This window comes from Ruoffia sp. FAM 20857 (assembly GCF_045528645.1).
Lineage (GTDB): Bacteria > Bacillota > Bacilli > Lactobacillales > Aerococcaceae > Ruoffia > Ruoffia halotolerans.
On record NZ_JBGQRB010000162.1, the window covers coordinates 1 to 217 of the forward strand.

Consider the following 217-nt stretch of genomic DNA (forward strand, 5'->3'; position numbering starts at 1 on the left):
CCTTTGTGTCTTAAGACAGTTAGGGGTACCTTTAAGATATCTTGGTAAATCCAGTTATAGATGGATTTAAAGGAAAGTTTTCCCTGATAGTCTCGTCCAACAATTTGTTCAGGTGACCATGTACGTTCTAATTTATCTTGAATGTCTTTAAGTAGCTCGACCGTGTACTTAGGATTTCTACCCTTAAGACGTGCACGTTGATTGGCACCTTCATGGG

1 pseudogene is annotated in these 217 nt (G+C 39.6%); it reads right to left on the bottom strand.

Features of this window, described 5'->3' with window-relative positions:
* Positions 1 to 217, bottom strand: a pseudogene (locus ACEN4N_RS11680) (IS30 family transposase); the annotation flags it as partial.